Raw genomic sequence first — 22300 nt, 5'->3', positions numbered from 1 at the left:
CCGGTGCTGGAGCCGGAGGCGCAGCCTTCCTCGGCCAACCCGGCAGTATGCGAACTGGACCCAGCGATTGCTAGCCGCCTGAAGCGCAACGCGGACGGGCTAGTGCCGGCCGTCGTCCAGTCGGTAGACGGCGAGGTGCTGATGCTGGCCTGGATGGATGACCACGCGCTGGCCCATACCCTGACCACCCGCCAGGGCACGTATTTCTCCCGCTCCCGGCAGGAGTACTGGGTCAAGGGGAAGACCTCCGGCAACACCCAGGAGGTCTTGGGCGTCCAGCTCGACTGTGACGGCGACACCCTCCTGGTGACCGTCCGACAAAAGGGCGGGGCCTGCCACACCGGCGATCGCAGTTGCTTCGACGCCGATGTACTACTCTAGGATCCCTGAGTAACCGCAGGAAGGGAGTCGACGTGAGAAAGCGAATTGGCCCGCTGCTCATGGCCCTCGGCGCGATTGGGCTGTGGGGCTCGTCGCGCATGAGCTGGGTCCAGGCCTCCGCCGAGGACGATAAGTCCGGCGGGCAGGTCGTGGACATCCTGGGCTCGCACTGGTCGGTCGAGCTCATGGCCATCATGCTGTTGCTGCTGGCCGGCACGCTGGCCGGGCTGGTGCTGCGGCGGCTGGCCCGCCGGGTGGTGGCCATCGTCTGCGCGGTGGCGGCGGCCGCGGTGGCCTGGCGGCCGCTCCAGCTGCTGACCGCCGGCCCAGACGTGCAGCGCGCCCAGGACATTTTGCAGGCCGGCCAGGACAACGACCTAGCGGTGGACGTGACCTCCATTTCGGACTGGGCCGTCATCACGGAGGCCACGGCGCACACCGCCGGGCCCGTGCTCGCCCTCGTCGCCGCGTCCGTCGCGCTCTTTGGCGCCGTGCTGCTGGCCACCCGTCCGGGCGAGGACACCGCCCGTTCCAACAAATACGAAACTCCCGCCATGCGGCAAGAAAAGCTGGCCCAGGATCTGCAGGAGTCCCCGGACAGCGGCCGGGTGCTGTGGGACGCGCTGGATGCTGACATTGACCCCACCGATTTAGACAACCAACGTGGGCGTTTAACCTAAAGTTTGCCAATCGGGGGTACCTCTGGATTTCCGCTGGGCACGCTTGAAGGGATAGCCTTAGGTGAGACTGCGCATGTGATCCTTGTCGCTTACCTCGAGGAGGTGCCCCGGTGCCCACCCCTATTGCCGTTGACCGTCTAGTCACCGGCGTCCTCGAAGACGTAGCCGCGCGCGAAACGAAGGTCTCTTTCCAAGACATCAAGGCGAAATCCCGGTCCATGGAACCGCCCCGGGACGCCAAGGCGGCGCTTTTAACCAGCGGCTGCTCGGTCATCACCGAATTCAAACGGGCGGTGCCATACCTAGGCGAGATCGCGCGCCTAGACAACCCGGAGCGGATGACGCGGCTTGCCCGTAGCTTCGAAGAAGCCGGCGTGGTGATGATGGCCTGCCAGACCGACCGGCGCCGCTTCCACGGCTCGCTGGACGATATGCGGCTCATCCGGGCGGCCACCGAGGTGCCGATGATTTGCCGGGACATCATCGTCGACCCGTACCAGATCCACGAGGCCCGCTGCTTCGGCGCGGACGTCGTGCCGCTGCAGGTCGCGCTGCTGGAGCAGGCGCGCCTGGAGGCCCTGCTGGACCGGATCGAGTCGCTCGGCATGGTGGCCCTGCTGGAAATTCGCAGCAGCCGAGACGCGGACCGAGCCATGCAGGCGGGCGGTACCGTGGTGGGCATCAACGCGTGGTCGCTGTCCTCGGATGCCATCGACCGCGGGGCCTTCGCCGAGATCGTGCCTGGCTTGCCCGAATCCCTGCTGCGGATCGCCGTCGGCGGGGTGGAAAACCCCCGCAACTTACTTGGCTACGCCTCGCAGGGCGCCGACGCCGTGCTGGTGGGCGAGTCGGTGATGACCGCCCAGGATCCCACCGCCCTGGCCCGCAGCCTGGTGGCCGCCGGCAAGCACCCGGCGTGCCCATCGCGCAAGACCCCCTGATCTCGCATTCGGGTGGCCTTTGGGGCACACTGTGTACGTGCAGATTATGAACTTGGCCAATATCCCGTCCCCGCCGCAGGGCGTGTGGAACTTAGGCCCGATTCCTATCCGCGCCTACGCGCTGTGCATCGTCGCCGGCATCCTAGTGGCAATGTGGATGACCTTGCGCCGCTACCGGGCGATGGGCGGGAACCCGGACACCGTCTGGGACGCCGCCATCGTGGTCATCCCCGCCGGCATCATCGGCGGGCGCCTCTACCACGTCATCACGGACTACGACAAGTACTTTTGTGCCGAGTGCAACCCGGTCGACGCGCTGAAGATCACCAACGGCGGCCTCGGCATCTGGGGCGCGGTGGCGCTGGCGGCGGTGGCGCTGTGGGTGATGTTCAAGGTCAAGGGCATTCCGCTGGGGCCGTTTGCGGACGCGGTGGCGCCGGGGCTGGTGCTGGCCCAGGGCATCGGCCGCCTGGGCAACTGGTTCAATCAGGAGCTCTACGGGGCAGAAACCGATGTCCCGTGGGCGCTGGACATCTACTACCGTGTCGACGAGGCCGGCCGGGTCGCGCCGGTCAGCGGCACCTCCACGGGTGAGGTCATCGCCTCGGTCCACCCGACCTTCCTCTACGAGCTGCTGTGGAACGTGGCCGTATGCCTGTTCTTGTTGTGGGCGCACCGTGCGTGGAAGCTGGGGCACGGGCGGGTCTTCGCGCTCTACGTCATGGGGTATACCTTCGGCCGCTTCTTCATCGAGCAGATGCGCACCGATGAGGCCACGCTGATTTTCGACGTGCGCGTCAACGTGCTGGTTTCCGTGGTGGTCTTCGTGGCGGCCTGCATTGTCTTTTTCCGCCTGCCGCGCGGCCAGGAATCCGCGGACGAGGTGGAACCGAAGTTCGCTGCGGCGGGGCAGTAGTGCTCCGAGCCCTAATGTGGGAATCTGTGGGATTGTTTCCGTTTTTGCAGTGGCACCCGCCGCGGGGGCGGGGTACGTTGGGAATGGTTAGGCAGTCACCATTACAGGAGCAGGCACAGATAGATGTTGGATAGAAGAACCAAAATCGTATGCACACTCGGCCCCGCGGTCGCGAGCGAAGACGCTATTCACCGCTTGGTTGAAGACGGAATGGACGTTGCCCGTCTCAACATGTCCCACGGCGACCACGCTGATCATGAGCAGAACTACCGCTGGGTGCGCGAAGCCACGGATAAGACCGGCCGCGCGGTCGGCATCCTGGCCGATCTCCAGGGCCCGAAGATCCGCCTCGGCCGCTTCAAGGAGACCGAGACCTACTGGGCAACCGGTGAGGTAGTCCGCATTACCATCGACGACGTCGAGGGCACCCACGACCGCGTCTCCACCACCTACAAGGGCCTGGCTAACGATGCCAAGCCCGGCGACCGCCTGCTTGTCGACGACGGCAAGGTGGCTCTGGTCTGCAAGGAAGTCGACGGCAACGACGTTATCTGCGAGGTCACCGAGGGTGGCCCGGTCTCCAACAACAAGGGCGTGTCCCTGCCGGGCATGGACATCTCCGTGCCCGCCCTGTCCGAGAAGGATATCGAGGATCTGCGCTTCGCCCTGCGCCTGGGCGTGGACTTTATCGCCCTGTCGTTCGTGCGCTCGCCCGCGGACGTGGACCTGGTCCACGAGGTGATGGATGAGGAGGGCCGCCGCCTGCCGGTCATCGCCAAGCTGGAGAAGCCGGAAGCCGTGGACGCGCTCGAGTCTATCGTCCTGGCCTTCGACGCCATCATGGTCGCCCGCGGCGACCTGGGCGTCGAGGTGCCGCTGGAGCAGGTCCCGCTGGTCCAAAAGCGCGCGGTACAGATCGCCCGGGAGAACGCGAAGCCGGTCATCGTGGCCACCCAGATGCTGGATTCCATGATCGAAAACTCCCGCCCGACCCGCGCGGAGGCCTCCGACGTGGCCAACGCCGTGCTGGACGGCGCGGACGCGGTGATGCTCTCCGGCGAGACCTCCGTGGGCGTGGACCCGCACAACGTGGTGCGCACCATGGCCCGGATCGTCTCCCGCGCGGAGACCGACGGCCGCGTGCCGCCGCTGGCGCACGTCCCGCGCACCAAGCGCGGCGTGATTTCCTATTCCGCCCGCGACATCGCCGAGCGCCTCAACGCGAAGGCCATCGTGGCGTTTACCACCTCGGGCGACACCGCCCGCCGTGTGGCCCGCCTGCACTCGCAGCTGCCGCTGCTGGTCTTCACCCCGAACCAGGCGGTGCGCTCCCAGCTGGCGCTGACCTGGGGCGCGCAGACCTTCCTGAGCACGCAGGTCGGCTCGACCGATGAGATGATGCAGGCCCTGGACGAGGCCCTGCTGTCCATGGACGCCTACGATGAGAACGACCTGATGGTCGTCGTCGCCGGTACCCCTCCGGGAATCTCTGGCAACACCAACATGATCCAGTGCCACCTGCTGGGGGAGACCCGCTTCTAAGGCCTCCTACGGCTCCCTAAGGCTTCCTAAGGCACTGTGATTAAGGCGCAAGCGCCCGGGCACCTGGAATCAGTGCCGGGCGCTTGTCCGTGTCTAAGTCCTAGTCGATGGGTAGGGCGTCGAGGTGCCAGACCTCGGTGGCGTAGTCGTGGATGGTGCGGTCGGCGGAGAAGCGGCCCGAGTAGCAGATGTTCAGCCAGCACTTGCGGGCCCAGCCGCGCGGGTCGTTGACGTAGTCGGCGGCCGCCTGGTCGCGCTTGTCGCGGTAGTCGGCGAAGTCGCCCAGGACGTAGTAGGTGTCGGCGGCGGAGGTGCCGTAGCCATCGAGAAGGCTGGAGCGCAGGTCGTCGAAGTTGCGGTCCAGGGTGCCGTTGGTCAGGGCATCCAGGGCGCGGGCCAGGCCGGGCACCTCGTGGTAGAGCGCGCCCGGGTTGTAGTTCTCGCGCAGGCCCGGTAGCTCGTCGTTGCGGGCGCCGAAGATATAGGCGTTCTCGCGGCCCACGGCGTCGACGATTTCGACGTTCGCGCCGTCGAGGGTGCCAAGTGTCAGTGCGCCGTTCATCATGAACTTCATATTGGAGGTGCCGGAGGCCTCCTTGCCTGCAACGGAGATCTGCTCGGAGACGTCGGCGGCCGGGATGATGTGCTCGGCGGGGGAGACGTTGTAGTTTTCCACGAAGACCACGCGGATGATATCCCGGGTGGCCGGGTCGTTGTTGACCAGGTCGGCCACGGAGTTGATGAGCTTGATTACCTCCTTGGCGCGCACGTAACCGGGCGCGGCCTTCGCGCCGAAGATGAAGGCGCGCGGCGTCGGCTCTTCGCCGTCCTGGGTGATGCGGAAGTACAGGTCCAGGATGTAGAGCGCGTTGAGCAGCTGCCGCTTGTACTCGTGCAGGCGCTTGATCTGCACGTCGAAAAGGGAAGCCGGATCGACCTCGGCGCCTTGGTGGCGGTGGATCCACTCGGCGAAGTCGCGCTTGTTAGCGGCCTTGATCTCCCGCAGCTTGTCCAGCAGCGCGGCGCCGTCGGGGCCGTCGGCGAGCCCGGCGAGGCCGGCGAGTTCGTCCAGGTTGGTCACCCAGCTGTCCGAACCGCTGGCCTGGGTGAGCAGGTCCGCCAGCCGCGGGTTACACATCTTGAGCCAGCGGCGCGGGGTAACCCCGTTGGTCTTGTTGTTGAACTTCTCCGGGTACATCTCGTGCCAGTCGCGCAGAGTGTCGGCCTTGATGATCTCGGTGTGCAGGGCCGCCACGCCGTTGATGGAGTAGGAGGCGTAGCAGGCGATCCAGGCCATGCGGACCTGGCCGTCTGCCACCGGGGCCAGGTAGTCGATGGTGTCCTGGTCCAAGCCACGTTGGGCCATGTCCTCGCGGAAGCGGCGGTCGATCTCTTCGACCAGTTCCCAGATGCGCCAGAACAGGCGCTGGAAGATGGAGACCTCCCACTTTTCCATGGCCTCGGCGAGGACGGTGTGGTTGGTGTAGGCGAAGGTCTCGGTGACCACCTTCCAGGCATCATCCCAGCTCATCTGGTGCTCGTCGAGCAGGATGCGCAGCAGTTCCGGGATGGCCAGCACCGGGTGGGTGTCGTTGAGCTGGATACAGTTGTACTGGGCGAAGCCGCGCAGGTCCTCGCCGTGGTGCTCGAGGTAGTTGTCCACCATCTCCTGCAGGGAAGCGGAGACGAAGAAGTACTGCTGGCGCACGCGCAGGAGCTTGCCCTCGTAGGTGGTGTCGTTGGGGTAGAGCACGCGGCAGATGTCCATGACGCGTTCGCGCTCGACGATGGCGTCGGTAAAGCGCTGGGAGTTGAAGGCGTCGTAGTCGAAATCATCGATGGGCTCCGACTTCCACAGGCGCAGAGTGCCGACGTTGCGGGTGCCGTAGCCGGTGATCGGCAGGTCGTAGGGGATGGCGCGCACGTCCATGTCGTCGAAGTGGATGCGGCGCTGCGTGCTGGCGCGGCGGACCAGGAAGTCGTAGCCGTTTTCCATCCACGCGTCCGGCTTCTCGACCTGGTAGCCGTTGTCGAAGGTCTGCTTGAACAGGCCGTAGCGGTAGAGCAGCCCGTAGCCGGTTATCGGCAGGTTCTGGGTGACCGCGGAGTCTAGGAAGCAGGCGGCCAAACGCCCCAGGCCGCCGTTGCCCAGGGCCGCGTCGTGCTCCGCCTCTAGGATGTCGGCCAGCTCGCGGCCGGTGGACTGAACATACTCCCGGGCGTCATCGACCAGGCGCAGGTTGGTGAGGTTGTTGAGGAGGGCCCGGCCCTGGAGGAACTCGGCGGAGAAGTAGTGCTGGCGGCGGGCCGGCGCGTAGGCGCGGCGGGTGGTTTCCCAGTCCGCGGCGATGTGGTCCATGACCGCGTTGGCGAGGCCGGACCAGTACTTGCGGTTAGAGGCGGCGGGCGGAGTCACGCCGGCGGCGGCGCGGACGTGACCGGGGATGGCAGAGGAAAAATCCGTGGGAGAGGCCATAGGCTAAGACACCTTCGCGTCGAGGGGAGAGTGTAAAAACACTGCCTACTGTAACGGAAGGTAGCCCGGCCCGCCCGACTTCGCGCGGGGCGCCTTAGCGGCCCAGATAGGCAAGCACCGCGGTAAGACCCGCCTGGGTGGCGGCGGCCACGGTCGGGGCGTAGTCGGGAAGGAAGTCGGTCTGGTGGTTGACTGGCGGGTTGTCCAGCTGCGCGGCCGGGGTGCAGCCGACGTGCCAGAAATAATAGGGCACGCCCCAGGCCTGCGGGAGATAGCAGAAGTCCTCGGAGGCGGTGCTGCCCGTGGAAGTCACGGACTGCTCGCCGAAGACGGCGTCGAAGGCCGGGCGCAGGGCGGCATCGACGCCTGCGTCGTTGTCGGTGACCTCGCCGTGGGCGTAGTACTCGAAGGTCGGGTCCTGCGGGCTGCCGGAGGCCCAGCACTCGGCGCGCACGACGCGCTCCAGGCTGGCGTAGACGCGTTCGGCCACCTGCGGGTCGTAGTAGCGGGTGTTGAGGACCAGCTCGGCGGAGGCCGGGATGATGTTGTTCTTATCCCCGGAGTGCAGCTCGCCGACGGAGATGACAAAGAACTCGTGCGGGGCGACCTCGCGGCCGACGATGCCCTGCAGCCGCACCACGATCATCGCCGCCAGGAAGGTCGGGTCGATGGAGTTGTGCGGCATGGAGGCGTGGGCGGAGCGGCCGAAGACGCGGATGCGCAGGCTGTCGCAGCCGGCCATGATGGGCCCGGGCGTGCTTTGCACCGTGCCGGCCGGCCCAGGCATGATGTGCTGGCCGAAGCAGACGTCCGGCTTGGGCACGCGGTCGGTTAGCCCGTCGGCCAGCATGTATTTCGCCCCCATGGAGGACTCCTCGGCCGGCTGGAACAGCGCCAGGAAGGTCCCGGACCAGGCGTCGCGCCGGGCGTCGAGGACCTCGCACACGCCCAGCAGGGCGGTGGCGTGCATGTCGTGGCCGCAGGCGTGCATGGCGCCGTTGGTGGACGCGTAGTCCGCGCCGGTGGCCTCCCGCACCGGCAGGGCGTCGAAGTCGGCGCGCATCAGGGCCGTGGGGGTGGCCTCGGTAGCGTCGTTGCGGAAGACGGCAACCATCCCGAAGCCGCCGATGCCGTCGACTACCTCGCAGTCCAGGCCGGCTAGCCGGGCGCGGATCTGGGCCGCGGTGCGTTCCTCCTCGTGGGAGAGCTCCGGGTGGCGGTGGAGATCCTGATAAAAATCCTCCTGCCAGGACAGGTCGACGCCGTGGTCGCGGACGAACTCCGGATTCTTTGTGGGGGAAGCCATAGATCTCACTCCGATAGTTTGGGTAGGGTTACCTGCATGCCACTTATTCAGTTTGATGTACTCGTTCCCGACCACCAAGCCGACCGCGTGGAAGAAGTCTTCCGCGAAGCCCTGGATCGGTTAGTCGACAACGGGCAGCTGGCCCAGGCGAGTGTAAAGCGTCATGATACTCCGCGCCTGGCGGAGGGGGTGGAAGAACAGCTGCGCCAGACCTACCGCGACGAGCACGAAGGCCGCGACCTCGACAATGCCCAGGTACGGCGCTACGCCCTGGCCGTTGAGGGGGCTACCGGTTCCATCAACCAGCTGACGATGGTGCTCGCGCGCCTTCTCACCCCGCATGCGGCGTTGCCCAAGGACCACGTCCTGCTCGAGGACGAGACCGCCCACGAGCGCCCGGCCATCTTCCCGTGGACCGTGGATATCCAGCGCTAAGACCCTAGCTCTTCCTGGATCTGGCGGGCCAGGGCCTGGCCGGCCGCGCGAAGGCGCTCGGGCATCTCGCCGCTCGCTGGCAGCGCGGCGTGAAAGCTGCCGGCGGGCAGCTCGGCATCGTCAGCGAACTGGCCGGCCGCGATGGCCACGCGCGGTGCGTTGGGGGAGGCGGCCGCGCGGTCGGCGACGGTGCCCACGGCCTTGCCAGTCAGCGACTGGGCGTCGAAGCGCCCCTCGCCGGTGACCACGGCGTCCGCCTCGGCCAGGTGCCGGTCGAGGTCGAGCGCGTCGGCGACGTACTCGGCGCCGCTTAGAACGCGCACTTGTTCGTCGTTGCCCCACAGGATGCGCGACATCCAGCTAAGGCCCACCGGGATCGCCCCGGCCGCGCCGAAGTACTCGGTGGTGGGGTCTTCTTCGGTGAATTCGCACAGGTTAAGCAGCGCGCCGGTCAGCAGGGCGACCTGCTCGCGGTTAGCGCCCTTTTGCGGGCCGTACATGGACGGTGCCTCCCTTGGGGTGCAGCGGGTATCCGCCAGCAGGGTGTAGTCCAGCATCCCGGCCTTGTAGTTCAGCTGCGCGGTGTCGATATCGCCCAGGCGCACCAGCTCGGCTGGGCCTTGGGCTAGGGCGAGCCCGCGGGCATCGTGGGGCGCTGCGCCCAGAGCGCACAGGATGCCGATGCCGCCGTCGATGGTTGCACTGCCACCCAGACCCAGCACGATGGACTTGGCGCCGCGGGTCTCGGCGTCGGCGATGAGGGCGCCGGTGCCGAAGGAATCCGCGCGGAGCGGATCCGGGCTATCGGCGACTGCGGGCAGGCCGGTGGCCGCGGCGACGTCGATATAGGCGGTGGCGGTTTTCGGATCGAGGTAGTACTCCGCCTCGGTCAGCCGCCCCAGCGCGTCCACCGAGGGGATGCACACGCGGTCCAGCTGGCGGCCCGCCAGGCTGGCTGCCGTGGCGAGCGTGTGCGCGGTGCCTTCGCCGCCGTCGGCTAGGGGACAGGTCACCACCGTGGCCTCGGGTAGCTCCTTGCGGATGCCGGAGGCCAGGCCGGCGGCGGCCAGGCTCGAGTTAGCAGTACCTTTGAAAGAGTCTGGGGCGACGACGATATGCATGGGCGCAATTATATGGCACGCGCCTCCCGCTACCTGCGGACCACCGTGCGGCAGGCGATTCTACCCCTCAATTTCGGTAAAGTGACAGAAAAGAATGCATGCAAAAGTACAGGTAGGGAGGCTGGGTTCTTCCGTGCTGGCTAAGGGGTGGTTGCGAAAGCGGTTCCGCCCAAGGAAACTGTCACTAGGCAGGTTCCCGCGTTTTTAGGGGCTGGCCCAAGCCAATTAGTTACTTCCGAGCATAGGAGAAGAGATGTCCGTAGACCTCCAGATTTCCGATTACTACAACAAGCTGCTGAAGAGGAACGCGGGCGAGCCGGAGTTCCACCAGGCGCTCTCCGAGGTCCTGGACTCGCTCAAGATCGTGCTGGGAAAGGATCCCCACTACGCGGATTACGGCCTGGTCGAGCGGCTCTGTGAGCCGGAGCGTCAGCTCATCTTCCGCGTGCCGTGGACCGACGCCGAAGGCAATATCCGTGTCAACCGCGGCTTCCGAGTGCAGTTCAACTCGGCGCTGGGTCCGTACAAGGGCGGTCTGCGCTTCCACCCGTCGGTCAACCTGGGTATCATCAAGTTCCTGGGCTTCGAGCAGATCTTCAAAAACTCCCTGACCGGCCTGCCCATCGGCGGCGGTAAGGGCGGCTCGGACTTCGACCCGAAAGGCAAGTCAGACCAGGAGATCATGCGCTTTTGCCAGTCCTTCATGACGGAGCTGCACCGCCACATCGGTGAGTACCGCGACGTGCCGGCCGGCGACATCGGGGTCGGCGGCCGCGAAATCGGCTACCTCTTCGGCCAGTACCGCCGCCTGTCTAACCAGCACGAGTCCGGCGTCCTGACCGGCAAAGGGCTCAGCTGGGGCGGCTCCCTGGTGCGCACCGAGGCCACCGGTTATGGCACCGTCTATATCACCGAGCAGATGGTCCAGGCCCACGGCGAAGACCTCTCCGGCGCCCGCGTGATTGTCTCCGGTAGTGGCAACGTGGCCATTTACGCCGCTGCCAAGGCCCAGGAACTCGGCGCGACAGTGGTCGCCATGTCGGACTCCGCCGGCTACGTCACCACTCCGGACGGCGTGGACATCGAGCTGCTCAAGGACGTTAAGGAAAACCGCCGCCAGCGCATCTCGACCTACGCCGAGGAGGCCGGCGGCAACGTCGCCTACCACGCGGGCGCGGGCATTTGGTCGGTGGCCGCCGACGTAGCCCTGCCGTGCGCGACCCAGAACGAGCTGGACGGCGACGCCGCCCGCCAGCTCATTGACAACGGCGTGAAGTACGTGGCCGAGGGCGCCAACATGCCGTGCACCCCGGAGGCCGTGCACGCCTTCCAAGATTCCCACGTCAACTTCGTGCCGGGCAAGGCCGCCAACGCCGGCGGCGTGGCCACCTCCGCGCTGGAGATGCAGCAGAACGCCTCCCGGGACTCCTGGTCCTTCGATTACACCGACGACCGCCTGCGCCAGATCATGTCGAATATCTTCACCAACATCGACAAGACCGCCGCGGAATACGACCGCGAGGGCGACTACGTCGCCGGCGCGAACATCGCCGGCTTCAAGAAGGTTGCCGACGCCATGCTGGCCCAAGGCGTCATCTAAAACCGGCGGGGTACGCGCGGGCATACCGCGGGAGCTCAAGCGTCTGCGGCACGGGGCGGAAATAGTCTCAGGTTAAACTTGAGATTTTCCGCCCTTTTCCAGTGTGGGAAGCCGCTGCGGCCGGTCGCGCTGGCTAGGCTGGTCACCATGTACCGCGTATTCGAAAGCCTTGATGAACTAGTACAGAACCTGGAGCAAGCCCGGGGCGTTCCCATGACCTCGAATTGCATGGTCCCCCGCAACGAGATGCTCGCCCTGCTGGACGATCTGCGAAACGCCCTGCCCGTCGAGATCGACGACGCGCAGGACGTGTTGGACAAGCAGGACGAGATTATCCGCGGCGCGGAGGAACGCGCCGAGCACACCGTGCTGGACGCCAACGCGCAGGCCGATGACATCATCGCCCGCGCCCAGGCGGACTCCGAGTCCATGGTCGCCGACGCCCAGGCTCACGCCAACGGCTTGGTCGAGCGCGCGCAGAACGAGGCCGACTCCACCGTGGAAAAGGCCCGCGCCGACGCCGAGCGCGCCGTCGCCCAGGGGCAGGAGTCCTACGAACGCGCAGTCGCTGCCGGCCAGGAAGAGCAGGACCGCTTGGTCTCCGAGTCGGAGGTGGCGCGCCGGGCGAACGAGGAAGCCCACCGGATCGTGGACACCGCCCACTCCGAGTCCCACCGCCTGCGCACCGAGTGCGACGAGTTTGTGGACAACAAGCTCGGCGAATTCGAAGAAACCCTCAACTCCGTGCTGCGCACCATCTCCTCGGATCGCTCCGCCCTGCGCCGCGGCGCAGGCGCCGCCGGCCGGGCCGGCGGCAGCGATTATTCCCGCGGTTATAACGGCTACGGCCAGGACTCCTACGACGGCTACGACGCCGGTTACGACAACCGCGGCTAGCTCAAACCTCTAGCGCAAGCGCAAGCGCCCGCTGGACGAGCAGCGGGCGCTGGGGAGCGGCGGGCGCGGTAGCTAGAAATACGCCGGCGTGCGCTGGGAAGGTACCGGTTCGGCGGGCGCGGACTTGATGTTGAGGAAGGCTGCGATCAGGGCGAAGATGAGCCCGGGCAGCGCGCACAGTGGCCACAGCAAGAGGAAGGGCGTCAGCAGATCGCCTTCTCCACCGCTGGTGACGTGGCCGGTGAGCAGCCCCAGCGCGTAGACGGAGGCATGGACCAGTCCGATCCCGGTGGTCAGCGCGCCCACGGAACAAAACGCGGCACTGAGCGGTTCCTTCGCGCTCCAGGTCAGTTGGGCGGCGCAGACCGCCATGCAGGCCGCGCCTAGCATGACGGTGATTTCGAAGGGGACCGGTACAAACAGCAGGGCGCCGACGAGCATGCCGGTCAGCAGTGCGCTGAGGCAGACGCGGCGCAGGCGGGAGCCGGTGGAACCGGTTAGCCCGGCCGGGTGCGGGCCGCGTAGCCGGCGGACAAGGCAGCCCACCACGCCCAGGCAGACTGTCGGGGCGACGACCGCGAGGGGGAAAGACCACGCCACCTCGCGCAGGCCCGCCAACATGGATATGTTCATGGTCTACCAGTCTAGGTAGCTTGCCGGCGCTGTTAAGGGGAAAACCCGCCTACCTAACGCATTATGACCGCGTGCCCAGGGGTCTGACAGATTAGCCGGGAAAGTCGTGCGCCAGCTGTGGGTCTGGGCAGCGCGCCGCGGTGTTGACCGGCGGGGTAGGATATCCGGTGATATGACTTCACCACTGAAATTCAACGTTGCTTCGCTGCTGGGGGCGTCCGCCGAGGGCCTGCCGACCCAGCGCAGCCAGACTGGTCCCACCCCAGCGCGCATCGGCGGCGAAATGCTCGCCGTGCCGGAGGGCGAGGAGCTCACCGTGGACGCGATCCTGACCCCGCTGGGTGGAGGCGTGCTTGTCGATGCCGACGTGCGCGGCCTCCTGCACGGCGAGTGCTCCCGGTGCTTAAGCCCCCTGAACCCGCCGCTGGACATCCACGTCAGCCAGGTTTATGCCGCCGACGAGGATTTCATCACCGGCGACCCGGAGTCCGAGGAAGAGCAGGGCTCCGGCGACGAGATCGGCCAGGTCGAAGGCGACGAGGTCGATCTGCTGCAGCCACTCATCGACGAGGTCGGTCTGAGCCTGCCTTTCGCCCCGGTCTGTGAGAACGGCTGCGATATCCAAACGCCCAAGGGCGTGACCGCCGGGGTATCCGGTGAAAAGGACCCTGACGACGAGGCAGTGGACCCGCGGTGGGCCGGACTGGAGAAGTTCCTGTGAGTAAGAAAGCAAAGCTAGACCCGCTGGCCGCCTGGGCGGCCGCCTACGACGCGGTGGATCACGAGCCCCTGCGCGAGAAGCTCCAGGTCAACCTGGACGATGAGCACCTGCGCCTGGCGCTGACGCACCGCTCGTTCGCCAACGAGAACGGCCACCTGCCCAACAACGAGCGCCTGGAGTTCCTGGGCGATGCCGTGCTGGGCCTGTCCGTGGCCGCGGAGCTCTATGAGCAGTACCCGTCTCGGCCCGAGTCCGACATTTCCAAGATGCGCGCCTCCATCGTCTCGCGCTACGGGCTGGCGGACATCGCCCGGGAGATCGGCCTGGGCGCCTTTATCCTGCTGGGCAAGGGCGAGCAGTCCTCCGGCGGGGCGAACAAGGAGTCGATCCTGGCGGATACCACGGAGGCGCTGCTGGGTGCTATCTACCGCCAGTTCGGCTTCGCGACCGCCCGCCGGGTGGTGCTGTGCCTGTTTAGGCACAAGATTGATACCGCCACCGTCGCCGGCCGCCACCTGGACTGGAAGACCACCCTGCAGGAGCTGTGCGCGGAGTTGCACGCGCCGATGCCCGTCTACGAGGCCAGCTCCACCGGCCCCGAGCACGATCAGACCTTCACCGCCGTCGCCCTGGTCAACGGCCAGGAATTCGGCCGCGGCGAGGGCCACAACAAGAAGCTGGCGGAGCAGCAGGCCGCTCACCTGGCCTGCGGCAAGCTGCGCGAGTCCCCGCGGCTGGTCGCCGGCACCGCGCACCCGGGCGCGGGGTCGGATTAATCCCGCGAAGCCGAAGACCCTGAAACACTGTGCCGGAATTACCAGAAGTTGAGGTCGTCCGCCGTGGGCTAGAGCCCTACGTGGTCGGGCGCACCTTTGAATCCGTCGAGGTGCTCCACCCGCGCGCCACGCGCGGCCAGGACGCGCCGCTGGGTGAGCTCATCGTGGGCGCCCGCGTGCGCGCGGTGGCCCGCCGCGGCAAGTACATGTGGCTAGAGCTGGCCGACGAGCCCGCCGCAGACCCCGCCCGCAACGTGGTCTTCATCCACTTGGGCATGTCGGGGCAGCTGCGGGTGGGTCACAACGACTCCGCCCACGTGCGCATCCGCACGCGGCTGTCCGGCGGGGTGGAGCTAGATTTCATCGACCAGCGCACCTTCGGCCGCTGGCACTTCGGGCCGCTGGCAACCATCTCGCACATCGCCCGCGATCCGCTCGACCCGAACTTCGATATCGCGGCCGCCGCGCGCCGGATCACGGCGAAGAAGGTCCCCATCAAAACGGTCCTGCTGGACCAGACGGTGGTGTCCGGGATCGGCAATATCTACGCCGACGAGGCCCTGTGGCTGGCCGGCCTCGACCCCCGAAAGCGGGCGAGCGCCCTGCGACAGTACCGAGCCCGCGAGGTCATCGAGTCTGCCGCGGCGGTCATGCGCACCGCGCTGGCGGCCGGCGGGACGAGCTTCGATTCCCTCTACGTCAATGTCAACGGTGAGTCCGGGTATTTTTCCCGCGACTTGAACGCCTACGGGCGGGCGGGATTGCCGTGCCGGCGGTGCGGCAGCCTCCTGCAGCGGCGGGTCCTCGGCGGGCGCTCGACGTCCTACTGCCCGCAGTGCCAGACCTTCGGGTGATCTCCCACAGGGTGATCTAGGCTATGTTATTTACATGACTTTTCTTGAAAACATCGTTGGCACAGGCAACGATTTTCTGTGGACCTGGGTGGTGCCGTGGCTGTTGATCGGCGCGGGCATCTTCTTCGGCATTCGCACGGTTCTGGTCCAGATCCGCATGGTGCCCGACATGTTCAAGGCCGTCGTCGAGCGGCCCAACGGCACCGGCCGCGATGAGGACGAAGACTACGGCGGCATCTCCGCCTTCAAGGCGTTTACCATCTCGGCCGCCTCCCGCGTGGGCACCGGCAACATCGCCGGCGTGGCCGTGGCCATCTCCCTGGGCGGTCCGGGCTCGGTGTTCTGGATGTGGATCATCGCCATTCTGGGCGGCGCGACCGCCTTCATCGAGTCCACGCTGGCCCAGCTGTGGAAGGTCCGCGACGGTGACGCCTACCGCGGCGGCCCGGCCTACTACATGAAACGCGGCCTGGGCTGGGGCCCGCTGGGCGTAATCTTTTCCATCGCCATCGCCTTTACCTTCGGCTTTGTCTACAACGCCTTCCAGACCAACGCCATCGCGGATTCCCTGTCGACCTCGATGGGCAACGACAGCTTCGCCTTCAAGGCCATCGTGGGCGTGGTCATCGCGGCGATTTCCGGCCTGATTATCTTCGGCGGCGTCCAGCGCATTGCCAACATGACCCAGCTCATCGTGCCGTTTATGGCCGGCGCCTACCTGATTGTGGGCCTGTTCGTGGTGGTGACCAACCTGGACGCCGTCCCGGCTATGTTCGAGACCATCATCGGCCACGCGCTCGGCTTCAAGGAGATCGCCGGCGCCGCCCTGGGCACCGCCATGATGCAGGGCATCCAGCGCGGCCTGTTCTCCAACGAGGCGGGCGAGGGCTCGGCCCCGAACGCCGCGGCGACCGCCACCGTCTCCCACCCGGTCAAGCAGGGCCTTGTGCAGACCCTGGGCGTGTACTTCGACACCCTGGTCGTGTGTACCATCACCGCCTTCATCATCTTGCTGGGCTCCGAGGTCAACTATGGCGAGGAGGCCGAGGGCGTGTCCCTGACGCAGACCGCGCTGTCGTCCGAGGTGGGCGACTGGGGCATCCACTTCGTGACCTTCATCCTGTTCTTCCTGGCGTTTTCCTCCATCCTGGGCAACTACTACTTGGCCGAGGCCAACGTGGAGTACCTGTCGCGCTCCAAGGCCGTGTTGGTTGTCTTCCGCCTGGTCGTCCTCTTTTTCGTCTGGTTCGGCGCGGTGGGCACGCTGCCGCTGGTCTTCTCGCTGGCAGATACCGGCGCCGGGACCATGGTCGTGCTCAACATCGTCGCCATCGTGCCGCTGAGCGGCGTGGCCATCAAGCTGCTCAAGAACTACAACGAGCAGCGCCGCAAGGGCGTGGACCCGGTCTTCCACCGGGACATGCTGCCTGAGGCCAAGAACGTCGAGTGCTGGGACGGCAGCGATCCGGTCACCCGGCGCAGCGTCGAGGATCGCCAGATCTTGCGCGACGATGCCACCCCGGACAAGTCCTAGCCCGCCGCACGCAACAGAAAATAGGTGACAGCACAAATGACCACGCGCATGACCGCCTTCGTCCACGGCCACGTTCAAGGGGTGGGGTTTCGGTGGTGGACCCGCTCGCGGGCGCTGGAGCTCGGGCTGTCCGGGCACGCGACCAACCTGCGGGACGGGCGCGTGCAGGTCGTGGCGGAAGGGCTGGAAGAAGGCTGCGCGCGGCTGCTCGAGCTGCTGCGGGAAGAGCCCACAACGACGTCTCGCCCGGGCCGGGTGGATACTGTCGTGGAACAGTATTCCGACCCGCGGGGCGAGGAAGGATTCATCGAGCGCTAAAGCCCAGCGCCTTAGCCGCTGTCAACGGCTCTTAACGGCTGTCAGGGGTTGTCAGCGGCTGCTAGCGCGGTGGGCGGATCGTGGTGGAGACCAGGTTCGGCGGCTCGGGCAGGGAGTGGGTGACCTCGACGGCGCGGTCCAAAAGCTCCTCTTTGGGCATGGAGAAATCGTTATCCGCCCAGCACATGATGATGTTGAACAAAAGCCCGTTCCATGTCACGCCGGCGATGGTGTCGTCGAATTCCGCGAGGTTCTTGTTGAGCTCTTCCAGGATGCGGTAGTGCGCACCGGCGGAAATGGCCAGGGTCAGCTCCTCGCGGTACTGCCAGGTCTTGTCCAGCACCGCGGCCCAGTAGCTGCGCAGGGAATCGCGCGCCGAGGGGGTGGTGCCGATTTCGTCGAAGACGCGGTGGATGAACTGTTCCACTACTGAGTCTTTGGTGGGGAAGTGACGGTAGAACGAGGACCGCGAGATCTTCGCGGTCCGGATGATCTCGGAGGCCGTGATATCGGCAAAGAGCTTGTCCTTAGCGAGGACTTTGACGGCCTGGAAAACTGCCCGGCGGGTCTCTTGCTTGCTGCGCTCGTTGTGAGCGCGCAAGGCCCGGGCCTGAGGAGTGGTCACCTTGTTCTCAACTCAGCTTTCTTGGGTAGGGTTCAACCGGGGAAGTTGAACTAAGGTTCAAGATTTAATCCTAGAGCAGATTTACGGGAAATTTTAACTTAGTTCAGCAAAATTTTACCTGATATGTTGACGCCATTTGGTATGGGTTGCGCTTATACCCAAACGGTGTCATCCGCCGTGGTTAGCGGCGTCTGGTGCGCGGCCAGGGCAGGATAAGTTGTTAGACTTTGTCCAATGCACCTGAAATCACTCACGCTCAAAGGCTTTAAGTCCTTTGCCTCGGCGACGACGCTCAAATTCGAGCCGGGGATCTGCGCCGTGGTGGGCCCGAACGGCTCGGGTAAATCCAACGTGGTCGACGCCCTCGCGTGGGTGATGGGGGAGGGCAGCGCCAAGACGCTGCGCGGCGGCAAGATGCAGGACGTCATCTTCGCCGGTGCCGGCGACAAAAAGCCGCTCGGCCGCGCCGAGGTCACCCTGACCATCGACAACGCCGACGGGGCGCTGCCCATCGACTACCGCGAGGTCTCCGTGACCCGTCGCATGTTCCGCGACGGCGCCAGCGAGTATGAAATTAATGGTTCCAAGGCGCGGCTCATGGACATCCAGGAGTTGCTTTCGGACTCCGGTATCGGCCGCGAGATGCATATCATTGTCGGCCAGGGCAAGCTCGCGGAGATCCTCGAGTCCCGGCCGGAGGAGCGGCGTTCCTATATTGAGGAAGCGGCCGGCGTCCTCAAACACCGGCGCCGCCGCGAGAAGGCCCAGCGCAAGCTCAACGGCATGCAGGCCAACCTCGACCGGCTGACCGACCTGACCGAGGAGCTGGGCAAGCAACTCAAGCCCCTGGCCCGCCAGGCCGAGGCCGCCCAGCGCGCCGCCACCGTCCAGGCGGATCTGCGCGATGCCCGCCTGGGCCTGGCCGGTGCCCGGATCGTTTCCCTACACGGCCAGCTCGACGATGCCCGCGCGGCCACCCAGCGCGTTTCCGCGTCCCTGGCCACGTCCCAGGCCGCGCTGGAGGAGACTACCGGCGCCCAGCTTGACATCGAGACCGAGCTGGAAGAGATCGCCCCCGCAGCGGAGGCGGCCCAGCAGGTCTGGTTCGACCTGTCCAACCTGAGCGAGCGGATCGCGGCGACCCTGCGCATTGCCGCCGAACGCGCCCGCACCTCGGGCGAGGCCACCGCCTACCAGGGCCAAGACCCCGAAGAGCTAGAGGCCCGCGCCCGCCAGGCGGACGAGGACTACGAGATGCTGCTGGCCAGCGCCGAGGCCGCCGCCGAGGCCTTTGAGGAGGCCAAGGAAGAAGTCGCCGCGCGCCAGGAGGAGTACGCCGCGGAGGAAAAGGAACACCGCGCCCAGGTCCGCGCGCTGGCCGACCGCCGCGAAGGAGTGGTGCGCCTGGTCGCGCAGGAAGAATCCCAGGCCGCCCGCGTGGAGCAAGCGGAGGCAGAACTGGCCCGCCAGGAGGCCACGTGCGAGTCCACGCGGGAACGCGTGCACAGCGCCCGCCGGGAGGCCGACGACATCGGCGACAAGCTCACCGCTCTGCAGGCCGAGCGCGAGCCGCTCGACGAGGCCCACGTGCGTGCCGCCAGCGAATCCGAAGCTGCCGACAAACGCCTCGAGCAGCTGCGCGACGATCAGCGCGACCGCGACCGTGAGGTCTATACGCTGCGCGCCCAGATCGACACCCTGGCGCAGACCGCCCCGCCGGCCATCGAACTCGGCGCGGCCTTTTCCCCGCTGGCCGAGCACGTCACCACGAAATACGACACCGCCTTGGCCGCGGCGCTGGGGGCCTTTGCCGAGGCCCAGGCCGGGCAAGTCGACGGCGAGGTGCTGGATAAGCTCATCGGCGCCGCCCGCACCGCCGTGGTGGATACCGATGCCCCGGCCAGCTCCGGCTGGCGCCTGCAGGCCGAGCTGCCCGCCGGGACCAGCTGGCTGCTCGACGAGGTCGAGGTAGCCCCCGCCGTCAGCGCCGGCCTGAACCGCCTGCTCGCCGACGTCGTGTTGGCGCCCACGGTGGATGTCGCCCGGGAGGTCGTCGCCGCCGACCCGCGCCTGCGGGCGGTGACCCCCGACGGGGTCCTTTGCGGCGAGGGCTGGCTGCAGGCCGGCACCGGCGCGTCCTCGACCGTGGAGGTCAGCGCGCAGATCGCCCAGGCGCGCCAGCGCCTGGAAGCGGCGCAGACCGTCGCGGAGGGACTGTCCGGCACCCTGGAGGGCGCCAAGCAGGCGGCCGAGGAGGCCCGCGTCGCGGCGGCCTCGGCGACCGCGGCCCTGCAGGAGCACGACGCCCAGATCGCGGCCTGGCAGCGAGATCACCAGCGCCTAGTCCAGCAGGTCGAGGCCAACACCAAGGAACACGAGAAGGCCGCCGCCCGCGCCACCGAGCTGGATGTCGAGCTCGATAAGGCGCGCGAAGAACTAGAGCAGATCCGCGATCGGCTCAGCCGCGTCGATGACGACGAGGCCACCGAGGAGCCGGATTCCGCGGCGCGGGACGCGGCATCGGCGGCGCTGGAGCAGGCTAAAAACCGCCAGGTGGAGGCCCAGTACGCCGCGCGCTCGGCGCAGGAGAAGGTCTCCCAGGTAGCCGGCAAGGCTGACAACCTGCGCCGCCAAGCCGAAAACGAGCGCCTAGCCAAGCAGTGGCACGACAACGCCCAGGCCCGCCGCCGCGCGCAGGCCCGCCTGGCGGCCGCCGTGCAGCGCCACGCCGAGGACCTGGCCGCCCGGGCCGCGGACGCCCTCGACCGCGCTACCGAGCGCCGCGACGAGCTGGTCAACCAGCGCAACGTGCTCAACGCGCGGCTGGCCTCGGCCAAGCAGGCCGTCTCCTCGGCCCGGCAGCAGACCGAAAGACTCACCCAGCAGGCCCACGATGCCGAGGTTGCCCAGACCCAGGCCCAGGTCCGCGTCGACGAGGCCGAGGCAAAGGTCACCGAGCAGCTCGGCATCTCCATCGCCGACCTGCTGCGCGATTACACCCCGGGCCCGGAGTTCGATCAGGCCGCGGAGAACAAACGCCTCAAGCAGGCGGAGAAGGACTTGAACTCGCTGGGCAAGGTCAACCCGCTGGCGCTGGAGGAATACCGCGCGCTGGAGGAGCGCTACCGCTACCTTTCCACGCAGCTCGACGACGTCATCCAGGCCCGCCGCGACCTGGAAGGGGTCATCGAGGACGTCGACGCGCGCATTCTGCAGCTGTTCACCGACGCCTGGCGCGACGTGGAGGCCGAATTCCCGAAGGTCTTTTCCACTCTCTTCCCGGGCGGCGAGGGCTGCTTGGTGCTCACCGAGCCGGATTCCATGCTGACCACCGGCATCGAAGTCGAGGCCCGCCCGCCGGGGAAGAAAGTCAAGCGCCTGTCCTTGCTTTCCGGCGGGGAGAAGTCCCTGACCGCGCTGGCGATGTTGGTCGCCATCTTCCGCGCCCGCCCCTCGCCCTTCTACGTCATGGACGAGGTCGAAGCCGCCCTCGACGACGTCAACCTGCGCCGGCTTATCGCCCTGTTCGAGGAGCTGCGCAACGACTCGCAGCTCATCGTGATCACCCACCAGAAGCCGACGATGGACGTGGCCAACGTCCTCTACGGCGTGACCATGCGCGGCGACGGCGTCACCCGGGTCATCTCCCAGCGCATGAACCCCGCCGGCACGGCTCCGGGCACCGAGCAGGCTGCGGACGATGCCGCCCGCCTCGGCGTCGATGCCTCCGCCCGGGGTTAAACCCCGGGCCCACCTCACTAACGCGGCCGTTTGCTGGCACTATGGAAGGCATGGAATCTAACTTAGCGCTATGGATTGGCATTGCCGTCGTCGTGCTTATCGTCATCGCCCTAGTGGCGGTGGTTTTAGTAGGCAAGCGCCGCGGCGAGAGCAAGAAGGTGTCCTTCAACCAGGAAGACACCGAGACAAAGGAACTGACCCAGCAGGAAAAATCGGGAAACTACCAGGCCAAGTCCGGCTTTAACTTCGCCGCCGGCAGCGAGCCCGACAAGCAGCCCGCCGGCACACCGAACGCCACCGGCAACGCGAACGCCGCGGGCATGGCCGCGGTCTTCGCCTCTGCCCACGACGAGCCGGCCAAGGCTGACAGCGAGAAGGTGGACGTCCGCAAGGCTGACTCCGCCCAGGCGGACGGTCAGGAGCCGAACGCCGGCAAGCCCGGCGGCGAAAAGCCCGAGAGCGTCACCGATATCGCTGCCGCGGCCGTCGCCCGCGCGAAGTCCGATGAGCTCGCCGACGCCCCGCTCGCCTCCGAGGCCGACCGTGCCGAAGCCGCGGCGCCGTCTGAGGATCCTGAGAAGGCTAAGCCGTCCGAGGCAGCCGAGAAGGCCGAAGCAGGGGAGAAGGCCGCGCCGGCCGAACCGGCTGAGCCGGAAACCCCGGCGACCCCGCAGGAGCCGGAGGCCGCGGACCAGCCCGCGCAGGATGAGACCTCCACCGGGGAGGCCGAGGAAGCCGCGGTGGCCGCCGACGCGCAGACCAGCTCTGCGGAGCGCGCGCTCGCGGAGACCCCGGCGCCTACG

General features: G+C 67.0%; 19 protein-coding genes and 1 pseudogene. 15 read left to right on the top strand and 5 right to left on the bottom strand.

What is annotated here, in order from left to right:
• The first annotated feature begins 3 nt into the window (after positions 1 to 3).
• From hisI to pyk, 5 genes are all read left to right on the top strand, one after another.
• The gene (gene hisI / locus HMPREF3067_RS11580) at positions 4 to 381 is read left to right on the top strand and encodes a phosphoribosyl-AMP cyclohydrolase (protein ID WP_246819296.1); all 378 of its coding nucleotides are present in this window, start codon (positions 4 to 6) and stop codon (positions 379 to 381) included.
• Positions 382 to 413: 32 nt separating this feature from the next.
• Positions 414 to 1061 (top strand): TIGR02234 family membrane protein, encoded by a 648-nt coding sequence (locus HMPREF3067_RS09730; RefSeq protein ID WP_083319263.1) that lies wholly within the window; start codon positions 414 to 416, stop codon positions 1059 to 1061.
• Positions 1062 to 1171: 110 nt separating this feature from the next.
• Entirely contained in the window at positions 1172 to 2002 is an 831-nt protein-coding gene (locus HMPREF3067_RS09725; RefSeq protein ID WP_070769524.1) for an indole-3-glycerol phosphate synthase TrpC, read from the top strand.
• 37 nt (positions 2003 to 2039) lie between these two features.
• Positions 2040 to 2918: a prolipoprotein diacylglyceryl transferase gene (gene lgt, locus HMPREF3067_RS09720; protein ID WP_070769545.1), complete on the top strand. Its 879-nt coding sequence runs from the start codon at positions 2040 to 2042 to the stop codon at positions 2916 to 2918.
• Between the two features lie 126 nt (positions 2919 to 3044).
• A complete protein-coding gene (pyk, locus tag HMPREF3067_RS09715; RefSeq protein ID WP_070769544.1) occupies positions 3045 to 4460 on the top strand; it encodes a pyruvate kinase in 1416 nt (471 codons plus the stop codon).
• 100 nt (positions 4461 to 4560) lie between these two features.
• On the opposite strand, the gene HMPREF3067_RS09710 is transcribed toward pyk, so the two are convergent.
• Both HMPREF3067_RS09710 and HMPREF3067_RS09705 read right to left on the bottom strand, forming a co-directional pair.
• A complete protein-coding gene (locus HMPREF3067_RS09710; RefSeq protein WP_070769523.1) occupies positions 4561 to 6936 on the bottom strand; it encodes a glycogen/starch/alpha-glucan phosphorylase in 2376 nt (791 codons plus the stop codon).
• Positions 6937 to 7030: 94 nt separating this feature from the next.
• Positions 7031 to 8242: an amidohydrolase gene (locus HMPREF3067_RS09705; RefSeq protein ID WP_070769522.1), complete on the bottom strand. Its 1212-nt coding sequence runs from the start codon at positions 8240 to 8242 to the stop codon at positions 7031 to 7033.
• Between the two features lie 36 nt (positions 8243 to 8278).
• Between HMPREF3067_RS09705 and HMPREF3067_RS09700 the strand changes: the two genes are divergently transcribed.
• Entirely contained in the window at positions 8279 to 8677 is a 399-nt protein-coding gene (locus tag HMPREF3067_RS09700) for a hypothetical protein (protein WP_070769521.1), read from the top strand.
• Here HMPREF3067_RS09700 and HMPREF3067_RS09695 read toward each other — a convergent pair.
• Positions 8674 to 9798, bottom strand: coding sequence for a glycerate kinase (locus tag HMPREF3067_RS09695; RefSeq protein WP_070769520.1), 1125 nt, complete (start codon positions 9796 to 9798; stop codon positions 8674 to 8676). The genes HMPREF3067_RS09700 and HMPREF3067_RS09695 overlap by 4 nt on opposite strands.
• A gap of 253 nt (positions 9799 to 10051) precedes the next feature.
• On the opposite strand from HMPREF3067_RS09695, the gene gdhA reads away from it, so the two are divergent.
• Together gdhA and HMPREF3067_RS09685 are read left to right on the top strand one after the other, a co-directional pair.
• Positions 10052 to 11398, top strand: a complete 1347-nt coding sequence (gene gdhA / locus HMPREF3067_RS09690) for an NADP-specific glutamate dehydrogenase (RefSeq protein ID WP_070769519.1) — start codon at positions 10052 to 10054, stop codon at positions 11396 to 11398.
• A gap of 147 nt (positions 11399 to 11545) precedes the next feature.
• Positions 11546 to 12295 (top strand): DivIVA domain-containing protein, encoded by a 750-nt coding sequence (locus HMPREF3067_RS09685; protein ID WP_083319262.1) that lies wholly within the window; start codon positions 11546 to 11548, stop codon positions 12293 to 12295.
• 72 nt (positions 12296 to 12367) lie between these two features.
• Here HMPREF3067_RS09685 and HMPREF3067_RS09680 read toward each other — a convergent pair whose 3' ends face one another.
• Positions 12368 to 12928 (bottom strand): hypothetical protein, encoded by a 561-nt coding sequence (locus tag HMPREF3067_RS09680; RefSeq protein ID WP_141759383.1) that lies wholly within the window; start codon positions 12926 to 12928, stop codon positions 12368 to 12370.
• A 172-nt stretch (positions 12929 to 13100) separates the two neighbouring features.
• Between HMPREF3067_RS09680 and HMPREF3067_RS09675 the strand changes: the two genes are divergently transcribed.
• From HMPREF3067_RS09675 to HMPREF3067_RS09655, 5 genes are read left to right on the top strand one after another with little or no spacing between them, the layout of a single operon-like run.
• Positions 13101 to 13649: a YceD family protein gene (locus tag HMPREF3067_RS09675; protein ID WP_070769517.1), complete on the top strand. Its 549-nt coding sequence runs from the start codon at positions 13101 to 13103 to the stop codon at positions 13647 to 13649.
• On the top strand, positions 13646 to 14425 hold the full coding sequence (gene rnc / locus HMPREF3067_RS09670; RefSeq protein ID WP_070769516.1) for a ribonuclease III: 780 nt from the start codon (positions 13646 to 13648) through the stop codon (positions 14423 to 14425). The genes HMPREF3067_RS09675 and rnc overlap by 4 nt, the downstream gene beginning before the upstream one ends.
• A 29-nt stretch (positions 14426 to 14454) precedes the next feature.
• Positions 14455 to 15279 (top strand): bifunctional DNA-formamidopyrimidine glycosylase/DNA-(apurinic or apyrimidinic site) lyase, encoded by an 825-nt coding sequence (gene mutM / locus HMPREF3067_RS09665; protein WP_070769515.1) that lies wholly within the window; start codon positions 14455 to 14457, stop codon positions 15277 to 15279.
• Between the two features lie 34 nt (positions 15280 to 15313).
• Positions 15314 to 16813 carry an alanine/glycine:cation symporter family protein gene (locus HMPREF3067_RS09660; protein ID WP_070769514.1) on the top strand — a complete coding sequence of 500 codons (1500 nt, stop codon included), beginning with the start codon at positions 15314 to 15316 and terminating at the stop codon, positions 16811 to 16813.
• Positions 16814 to 16849: 36 nt separating this feature from the next.
• A complete protein-coding gene (locus HMPREF3067_RS09655) occupies positions 16850 to 17131 on the top strand; it encodes an acylphosphatase (RefSeq protein WP_070769513.1) in 282 nt (93 codons plus the stop codon).
• 61 nt (positions 17132 to 17192) lie between these two features.
• On the opposite strand, the gene HMPREF3067_RS09650 is transcribed toward HMPREF3067_RS09655, so the two are convergent.
• On the bottom strand, positions 17193 to 17756 hold the full coding sequence (locus tag HMPREF3067_RS09650; protein WP_083319261.1) for a TetR/AcrR family transcriptional regulator: 564 nt from the start codon (positions 17754 to 17756) through the stop codon (positions 17193 to 17195).
• A 234-nt stretch (positions 17757 to 17990) separates the two neighbouring features.
• Between HMPREF3067_RS09650 and smc the strand changes: the two genes are divergently transcribed.
• Positions 17991 to 21497 (top strand): chromosome segregation protein SMC, encoded by a 3507-nt coding sequence (smc, locus tag HMPREF3067_RS09645; protein ID WP_070769511.1) that lies wholly within the window; start codon positions 17991 to 17993, stop codon positions 21495 to 21497.
• Positions 21498 to 21547: 50 nt separating this feature from the next.
• Positions 21548 to 22300 (top strand): annotated as a pseudogene (locus tag HMPREF3067_RS09640) (hypothetical protein); the annotation flags it as partial.

Origin of the sequence: Corynebacterium sp. HMSC04H06 (assembly GCF_001815935.1) — a bacterium.
In the GTDB taxonomy this organism is placed as follows: Bacteria; Actinomycetota; Actinomycetes; order Mycobacteriales; family Mycobacteriaceae; genus Corynebacterium.
Note: the sequence above shows the minus strand (reverse complement) of the source record. Positions and strands in the feature narration are given on the sequence as shown.

Bases quoted from the DNA above. Each gene is read 5' to 3' on its own strand.
- HMPREF3067_RS09710 (WP_070769523.1), bottom strand. From the start codon at position 6,936: ATGGCCTCTCCCACGGATTTTTCCTCTGCCATCCCCGGTCACGTCCGC.
- HMPREF3067_RS09705 (WP_070769522.1), bottom strand. From the start codon at position 8,242: ATGGCTTCCCCCACAAAGAATCCGGAGTTCGTCCGCGACCACGGCGTC.
- HMPREF3067_RS09700 (WP_070769521.1), top strand. From the start codon at position 8,279: ATGCCACTTATTCAGTTTGATGTACTCGTTCCCGACCACCAAGCCGAC.
- HMPREF3067_RS09695 (WP_070769520.1), bottom strand. From the start codon at position 9,798: ATGCATATCGTCGTCGCCCCAGACTCTTTCAAAGGTACTGCTAACTCG.
- gdhA (WP_070769519.1), top strand. From the start codon at position 10,052: ATGTCCGTAGACCTCCAGATTTCCGATTACTACAACAAGCTGCTGAAG.
- HMPREF3067_RS09685 (WP_083319262.1), top strand. From the start codon at position 11,546: ATGTACCGCGTATTCGAAAGCCTTGATGAACTAGTACAGAACCTGGAG.
- HMPREF3067_RS09680 (WP_141759383.1), bottom strand. From the start codon at position 12,928: ATGAACATATCCATGTTGGCGGGCCTGCGCGAGGTGGCGTGGTCTTTC.
- HMPREF3067_RS09675 (WP_070769517.1), top strand. From the start codon at position 13,101: ATGACTTCACCACTGAAATTCAACGTTGCTTCGCTGCTGGGGGCGTCC.
- HMPREF3067_RS09660 (WP_070769514.1), top strand. From the start codon at position 15,314: ATGACTTTTCTTGAAAACATCGTTGGCACAGGCAACGATTTTCTGTGG.
- HMPREF3067_RS09655 (WP_070769513.1), top strand. From the start codon at position 16,850: ATGACCACGCGCATGACCGCCTTCGTCCACGGCCACGTTCAAGGGGTG.
- smc (WP_070769511.1), top strand. From the start codon at position 17,991: ATGCACCTGAAATCACTCACGCTCAAAGGCTTTAAGTCCTTTGCCTCG.